Origin of the sequence: Luteitalea sp., assembly GCF_022842525.1 — a bacterium.
In the GTDB taxonomy this organism is placed as follows: domain Bacteria; phylum Acidobacteriota; class Vicinamibacteria; order Vicinamibacterales; family Vicinamibacteraceae; genus Luteitalea.
In genome coordinates, this window is record NZ_JALHPM010000033.1 from 39,693 (window position 1) to 46,875 (window position 7,183).

General features: G+C 69.2%; 5 protein-coding genes. 3 read left to right on the forward strand and 2 right to left on the reverse strand.

All coding sequences use genetic code 11. The features are described from left to right. Positions 1-5: 5 nt before the first annotated feature. Positions 6-1,004 (reverse strand): hypothetical protein, encoded by a 999-nt coding sequence (locus Q0C41_RS09275; protein WP_291983099.1) that lies wholly within the window; start codon positions 1,002-1,004, stop codon positions 6-8. Positions 1,005-1,114: 110 nt separating this feature from the next. Between Q0C41_RS09275 and Q0C41_RS09280 the strand changes: the two genes are divergently transcribed. The 3 genes from Q0C41_RS09280 to Q0C41_RS09290 are packed head-to-tail and all read left to right on the forward strand — an operon-like array spanning position 1,115 to position 6,120. Next, on the forward strand, positions 1,115-1,798 hold the full coding sequence (locus Q0C41_RS09280; RefSeq protein ID WP_291983101.1) for an alpha/beta fold hydrolase: 684 nt from the start codon (positions 1,115-1,117) through the stop codon (positions 1,796-1,798). 16 nt (positions 1,799-1,814) lie between these two features. Beyond that, on the forward strand, positions 1,815-3,245 hold the full coding sequence (locus Q0C41_RS09285) for a PhoPQ-activated pathogenicity-related family protein (protein WP_291983103.1): 1,431 nt from the start codon (positions 1,815-1,817) through the stop codon (positions 3,243-3,245). A gap of 10 nt (positions 3,246-3,255) precedes the next feature. Further along, positions 3,256-6,120 carry a SpoIIE family protein phosphatase gene (locus tag Q0C41_RS09290; protein ID WP_291983105.1) on the forward strand — a complete coding sequence of 955 codons (2,865 nt, stop codon included), beginning with the start codon at positions 3,256-3,258 and terminating at the stop codon, positions 6,118-6,120. Between the two features lie 188 nt (positions 6,121-6,308). Here the strand turns inward: Q0C41_RS09290 and Q0C41_RS09295 are convergent. After that, positions 6,309-7,183 (reverse strand): FemAB family XrtA/PEP-CTERM system-associated protein (locus Q0C41_RS09295; protein ID WP_291983107.1); only part of this gene is annotated, 875 nt, incomplete at its 5' end.

Sequence of the window (7,183 nt, forward strand, 5' to 3'; positions counted from 1 at the left end):
GAGCCTCAGCCGCGGCGGGCCAGCGCACGCGCCGGATTGGCCACGAGCAGCTGCGTGACGGCCGCGTCGTTCAGCGCCTCGCGGATCGCCGGCACGAAGCGGCGGAACACCGTGTCGAACGGTCGGAACGTGCCGCCACCGTCCTCGCCGACGTGATACCAGCCGGCGTCGTGCGACACCAGCACGCGCCCCAGGTGCCCGGCGTCGGCCATCATCTTCACGAGTTGCACGTGGCGGTCCACCGAATCCGGGCCGATGCCATCGAACTCGACCCACGCCCCCCGCTCCGCCGCCCGCTTCAGCTGGGCATCGTCGCCCTCGTTCTGCGCGTGGACCCAGATGAAGGCGTCGGCAGCCACCCCCTGCGCATCGAGCAGATCGAGTTCCTGATGGGCGGCGACACCATCGCCCGTGTGCGACGCGATCGGCAGGCCGGTCGCCTTGTGCGCGATGGCCGCAGCGTCGACCAGCTTGCGATCGACGTCCGAGAGCCCGCCGGGATCGACGCCGATCTTCATGAATCCCGGCAGGATGTCGGTGCCGTCGATGCCGCGCCGATGCTCGTTGATCCACCGCTGGGCAAGCTGCGCCGCCGACTCCTTGAACGCATGCGCCGGCAGGTGCTTGTCGCCAGCCGCACCGTAGTAGCCGGTGTTGCTGATGATGTGCAGTCCGGACTCACGCGCGAGTCGCTGCAGGAGCGCGACGTTGCGGCCGAGGAACGCCGGCGTGGCCTCGACCAGCGTGCCGCACCCGAGCTCTTTCACCTCCCGCAAGTGCGGCAGGGCGACGCGGACCACCTCATCGGCGTTGTACCGACTGCGGCTGACCTGCTCGGCGCCGATGAAGTCCACCATGACGTGCTCGTGCATGAGCACCATGCCGAGGTCGCGCACGGCGACGTCGCCGGTCACGGTGGCGACAGTGCCCTCCTGCGCCGTGAGGGCAGACGGCACGGCAGCCAGCGCAGCCATGGAGGCAAGGAACTCGCGTCGGTCGGGCATGGGGGAATTCTACGCCGTGGGTAGGGCCGGCTCTCCGAGCCGGCCGCCACCAAATATGTCGATGTAGGCCGGCTGGGACAGCCCGCCCTAACCCCGAAAAGTCGTACACCATGTCGATCCAATCCTTCACCCTCGACGGCGCCGCCGGCGAGATTCGCGCGACGTTGTATGCACCTGCCCAGGCGCGTCGTACGCTCGTGCTGGCGCACGGGGCCGGGGCCGGGCAGGGCCATCCCTGGATGCGAGCGCGCGCCGGCGACCTGGCGGACCGCGGCGTGCGGGTCGTCACGTTCGACTTTCCTTACATCACCAGTGGACGCAAGGCGCCCGACCGGACGCCCGTGCTCCTCGCCACCTGGCGCGCGGTCGTCGCCCATGCTGCGGCGAGCTGGCCGCACGACCCCCTCGCCATCGGCGGCAAGTCCATGGGCGGCCGCATGGCGACGATGCTGGTGGCGGAAGACGACGTGCCGGCTGCCGTCCGCGGATGCGTGGCGATGGGCTATCCGCTGCATCCCCCGGGCAAGCCGGATCAGCTGCGGGTGGCACACCTCGCAGCGATTCGCTTGCCCCTGCTGGTGATTCAGGGCGATCGCGACCCCTTCGGGGGGCCTGACGACATCCGGCGCGAGTTCGCGGCCGCTGGTGCCCATCCGGAGGTCGTGGACGTGCCTCATGGCGGCCATGGCTTCGAGGTGCGCAAGCGCGACGCCCCGCAGGCCGAGGTGTACACCCGCGTCGCCGAGACCGTGGTGCGGTGGCTTGATACACTCCCAGTCGCCGACCTCGGCTGAAAAGGACCGTTCCCGCATGTCCCTGCGCCTGATTCCCGTCGCCCTCGTCGGGCTGTTCGCCCTGGGCGCGCCTGCCCTGGCGCAGCCCCTCCGCGTCCCGGCCACCGCCGCGTCCGCCACGGCGCTCGACCGCTACGTCGCGGCGCCGGACCCGGCCTACAAGTGGTCGGTCGTCGCCACACGCCAGGAAGGGCGGCTCACCGTCACGACGCTCCAGATGACGTCGCAGACATGGCTCACCGCCGCCGAGGTCGATCGTCCCGAGTGGACGCATTACCTGACGGTGATCCGACCCGAGGTCGTCGAGAGCGACACGTCGCTGCTGTTCATCGCCGGTGGCGGCAACGACGGCGCCGGCAAGCTGCCGAAGACCGACGCGATGCTGGCCGCCTTCGCGGCGCGCACGAAGACGATCGTCACCGAGCTGCGGATGATCCCGAACCAGCCGCTGACCTTCTTCAAGGACGGCGTCGCACGCAAGGAAGACGACCTCATCGCCTACGGCTGGCGCAAGTACCTCGATGGCGGTGACGACCAGTGGCTCGCCCGCTTTCCGATGACCAAGGCCGCCGTGCGCGCCATGGACACGGTGCAGGCCTTCGCGCAGTCGCCCGAAGGTGGCCGGCGCGCGGTGACGAAGTTCGTCGTCTCCGGCGGCTCCAAGCGCGGCTGGACGACGTGGACCACCGCCGCCGTGGACAGTCGCGTCGTCGCCATCATGCCGGCGGTGATCGACGTGCTCAACATGCGGCCGTCGATGATTCACCACTACCGCGCCTACGGGTTCTGGGCGCCGTCGGTCGGCGACTACGTGACGCACGGGATCATGGACCGCATGGCCGATCCCCGCTTCGACACGCTGCTGTCGCTGGTCGAGCCGTACTCGTATCGCGATCGGCTGACGATCCCGAAGTTCGTGATCAACGCCAGCGGCGATCAGTTCTTCCTGCCGGATTCGTGGCAGTTCTACTTCGACGACCTGAAGGGCGAGAAGTACCTGCGCTACGTCCCCAACACCGACCACTCGCTGAAGGGCTCCAACGCGCCCGACAGCCTGCTCGCCTTCTACGGCGCCATCGTCAAGGGCGTGGCGCGGCCCCGCTTCGACTGGACGGCGGGCAAGGACGGCGCACTGACGCTCACGCCGGACACGAAGCCCGCGAAGGTGACGTTCTGGCAGGCCACCAACCCGGCGGCGCGCGACTTCCGCATCGAGTCGCTCGGTCCGGTGTGGAAGGCCACCGAGGTCCAGCCGGACGCCAGCGGCGTGTATCGCGCGCAAGTCCAGGCGCCGGAGAAGGGCTTCACGGCCGGCTTCCTCGAGGTGGTCTTCGACTACGGTGGCCCAGCCCCGCTGACCTTCTCCACGGGCGTCCGCGTGATGCCGGACGTGCTGCCGTTCGCGGCGCCGAAGCCGGGCCAGCCGGCGACGCCGTCGCAGCCGTGACCCTCGCCTGATGACGCCGACGACGACCAGTCGCCCCCGTGCCGTGCTGCGCGCAGCCGTGGCTGCGCTCGGGGTGTGTCTGGTCGTGCTGGCGGCGATGAACCTCTTCATCGTCGGCCGCGCCGCCACCGACGAGAACATCTTCGTGGACCCGCTGTCAGGGGTCTATGTGGTCGAGCGGATTCCGGGGCTGCCGGGTGTGGCGCGGCAGCTTTCCGGCCCGGGGTCCAACCTGATCCCGCGCGAGGTCACGCCGGGCACGTCGCTCGAGCGCGGTGACGTGCTGATGGAAGTCGGGGGGGAGCGCGTCCGCGGGACGACCGAGGCCCGCACCCGTGCCAGAGGCCCGGAGCAGATCGAAGCCACGGTGTTCCGCGCCCGGGTGGGTCAGGTGCTCTCCGTGGTCGTACCCGTGGCGCAGTTCGAGGACGCCCTGCGGTCGATCAGCAACACCGTCCTGGTGGTGAGGGTCACGCCAGGCGGCGCCTCGGACCGCGCCGGCATGCTGCCCGGCGACGTCATCACGCGCATCAACGGTCAGGGCTTCTCTGGCACGCTGGACGCCGACCGCATCATGCGCGCCTCGCAGGTCGGCCGCACGAGCCAGTACGACGTGCTGCGCGACGGCGAACCGCTGACGCTCGACGTGCAGTTGTCGGCGTTCGGCATCGCGCCCGGCGGCCTGCTGCTCTTCGTGGTCGGCTTCCTGTTCATCGCCAGCGGCACGCTGCTGGCGACGCTGCGCGCGCACATCAAGGCCGCGTACTACCTCGGTCTCGGCTGGATGGGCGCCGGCTTCACGATCGCCGTGGTCCTCAACCGACCGCGACGGACCTTGCCCGGCTGGTACGTCTTCACCTCAGACGTCGTCCTCGCCCTCAGCGCGACGCTGGGGGTGGCCGCGTGGCTGCACGCGCAGAAGTACTTTCCCCGCGAGCGGCCAGGCCTGGTGTCGCGGCGGTGGGCGATCCGCGGGGCCTACGTCCTGGCGATCGTGCTCGCGGTGGCCAATCTCGCCCTGACGTGGACCGCACCCTTCAGCGTCGACGGGCTGTCGTTCCCCGCGGCCGTCATCATGATGACGTACGCGTCGCTCGTGTCGATCCGTACGCGACGCACCTACAGCGCCGAGGATCGGCAGATCTCGCGGCCGACGTCGACGATGACCAGTATCGCGGTGGGCTTCGTCCTGACCGCGGTGGTGGTCGGCCTGTTCACCCGGGGGCGCAATCTGCCCGGACTCGCCGTCCCTGTCGTCCAGATCTTCGCTGGGCTGCTGTTCCTCGCCGTGCTGGCGGTGCACCTGCTCGTCATCGGTCGCTATCGCCTGCTCGAACTCGACCTCCGCGTGCGCCGCAACGTGCAGTACCTGCTGGTGAGCACGGCGTGGACGGTGCTGGTGGTCGGCGCCGGGTTGTTCCTGTGGTGGGAGCTGATGCACCTGGAACTGCCGCTGCCCAACGTCAGGCTGACCAGCGACGCCATCGAAGTGCTGCCGACGCCGGTCGATGTCGCCACGCGGGCGATCGTCGAGAAGGGCGTCCTCATCGCCGCTGGTGTCGTCTTCGCCTACGCGTTTCGCTCGTTGCTCAAGCGCGGCCATCGTTTCCTTGCCGAGCAGTACTACCAGGAGGGCTACGACTATCGGCGCGCGACCCGCGAGTTCAGCGACGTCATGGGGCCGCGCATGGACCTCGACGGACTGGCCGACGGGCTGCTCACGGTGGTCGACCGCCTGATGCCGGTCAAGCGGGCCGGCGTGGTGTTCGTGCAGGGCGATCGCCTCGTGAGTTCGAAGCGGTCGATCGGCTTCGACTCCGGTGACTGGGACATCTTCTGCACCGGATGCGTCGAGGAGGCCGTGCAGGTGCTGCGCGCGGCACGCGGTGCCGAAATGGACACCGAATATGCGCCACCGCGACTGCGGCTCGCGCTGCGCCGGGCCCAGATCCACCACCTGTATCCCATCGGCGGGCACGACGAACTGCGTGGCGTGATCTTCATCGGCGAGAAGCTGTCCGAAGCCGCGTACACCGCTGACGACTTCGCGTTCCTCGGCGTCATCGCCGGCCAGGCGGCCCTGCTGGTGGAGAACGCCTTCCTCTACGAGAACCTCGCGGCGCAGGAGCGCGTGCGGCAGGAACTCGCCATCGCGCGCCGCATCCAGCTCGAGTCGCTGCCACAGCGCCCCCCACGGGTCGAGGGGCTCGACGTCTACGGCGTGTCGGTGCCGGCGCAGGAAGTCGGTGGCGACTACTTCGACTACCTGGAGGGGCCGAACGGGCACCTGACGGTGATGATCGGCGACGTCAGCGGCAAGGGCACCTCGGCGGCGCTGTACATGTCGAAGCTCCAGGGCATCGTGCGATCGCTGCACGGCTTCGCGCTGTCACCACGCCAGCTGTTCGTGCGGACCAACGACCTGCTCGGGCGCGACATGGAGCGCCGCGCCTTCGTGACGGTGCTGGGAGCGTTCATCGACCCGGTCGCCCGCACGATGTCGCTCGCCCGCGGCGGCCACCTGCCGCTGTATCACTACGAAGCCGCCACCGGCGCGGTGCATCGTCGGTTGCCACGCGGCCTCGGCCTCGGCCTGACGGCCAGCGATCTCTTCGCCACCGAGCTCGAGGAGCAGCACCTGACCTACGCGGCCGGCGACGTCTTCCTGCTCGTCACCGATGGCATCACCGAAGCGCACGGCGTCGACGAGGAGGAGTTCGGCGAAGATCGCCTGATCGCGCTGTTCACGACGCTGGCGCTCGCCAACACGCCCGTGGCCCGCATCGTCAGTGCCGTGACCACCGCCGCTGCCGAGCACGCCGCCGGAGCGCCGCAGCACGACGACCAGACGGTGATTGCGATCCGCGCTCAATAGTTCAGAATTCAGAATTCAAAAATGAAGTGCCGCTTGTGGCTCCGCCTTGCTCCGCGGAGCGTGGCAGTACCCCGAGCTGCGTCCGCTGTGGCGCGGAGCGTGGCAATGCTCCGAGCTGCTCCGGCTTTGGCGCGAAGCGTGGCGGTGCCCCGAGCTGAGCTTCATTCTGAATTTTGAACTTTGAATTGCTAAGGAATGTTCCCGATGATGAACGGGCCGATCGTGTTGGCGACCGGCACCGGCAGCTTCTTCCACAGCTCGATGGCCATGGCGAACTTGCCGCTGCCCGGGCTCTGATCGGGTGGGGCCTCGCGCGTGATGAGCGCGTACTCCCAGTGCAGCGGCACCGGCTCGGCCTTCCACTGCTTCTTGAACAGGAACGTCCCCTCGCCCGGCGTGGATCGCCCGAAGTCGAACACGCGCCCGCCCCGCGCGATGACGTCACGCAGCATGTGCCAGTAGAGCAGCATGTTCGGGTTCATGGTCCGGGCTTCGCGCAGGGCGGACGCCCAGGGCACCTCGACGCGGTTCGCATGAGCGATGGTCATCGACCCGGCCACGGCCTTGCCCTGGTGACGCACGACGTGCAGCCGCGCCGCAGGACCGCACGCCGCCAGCACGGCCGCGAAGAACCGCTTCGGATAGACCGGCGTCCCGAGGTCGCGCATGTTGACGCTGAACACCTCGTAGAAGGCCTCGAGCAGCTCGACGCCGCCCGACTCGCTCGTCAGCTCGCTCTTCTCGGCCTTGCGGATCATGTTCCGCACCTTGTTGTCCAGGGCGGTCCACTGCGCCTCGGCCGTCTCCTGCAACGTCAGCAGCATCGTCACCTTGTGCTGCTTGACGGGCGCGTCGGGCAACTGCCGGCCGATGTGCCGCAGCTCGACGTGCGACGCGCCACGCTCCCGCGCCAGCCGCGTCGCCTCGGCCACCAGCGGCGCGGCCGCGTCGGGGGTGGTGGCCAGCACGCCGCCGTAGTTCACGAACGGCAGCGAGCAGAAGAACTGCCCGAACAGCCGGCTGCGGAACGCCACCACCGGCAGCACGCCGACGATGTGGCCGG

Bases quoted from the DNA above. Each gene is read 5' to 3' on its own strand.
- Q0C41_RS09275 (WP_291983099.1), bottom strand. From the start codon at position 1,004: ATGCCCGACCGACGCGAGTTCCTTGCCTCCATGGCTGCGCTGGCTGCC.
- Q0C41_RS09280 (WP_291983101.1), top strand. From the start codon at position 1,115: ATGTCGATCCAATCCTTCACCCTCGACGGCGCCGCCGGCGAGATTCGC.
- Q0C41_RS09285 (WP_291983103.1), top strand. From the start codon at position 1,815: ATGTCCCTGCGCCTGATTCCCGTCGCCCTCGTCGGGCTGTTCGCCCTG.
- Q0C41_RS09290 (WP_291983105.1), top strand. From the start codon at position 3,256: ATGACGCCGACGACGACCAGTCGCCCCCGTGCCGTGCTGCGCGCAGCC.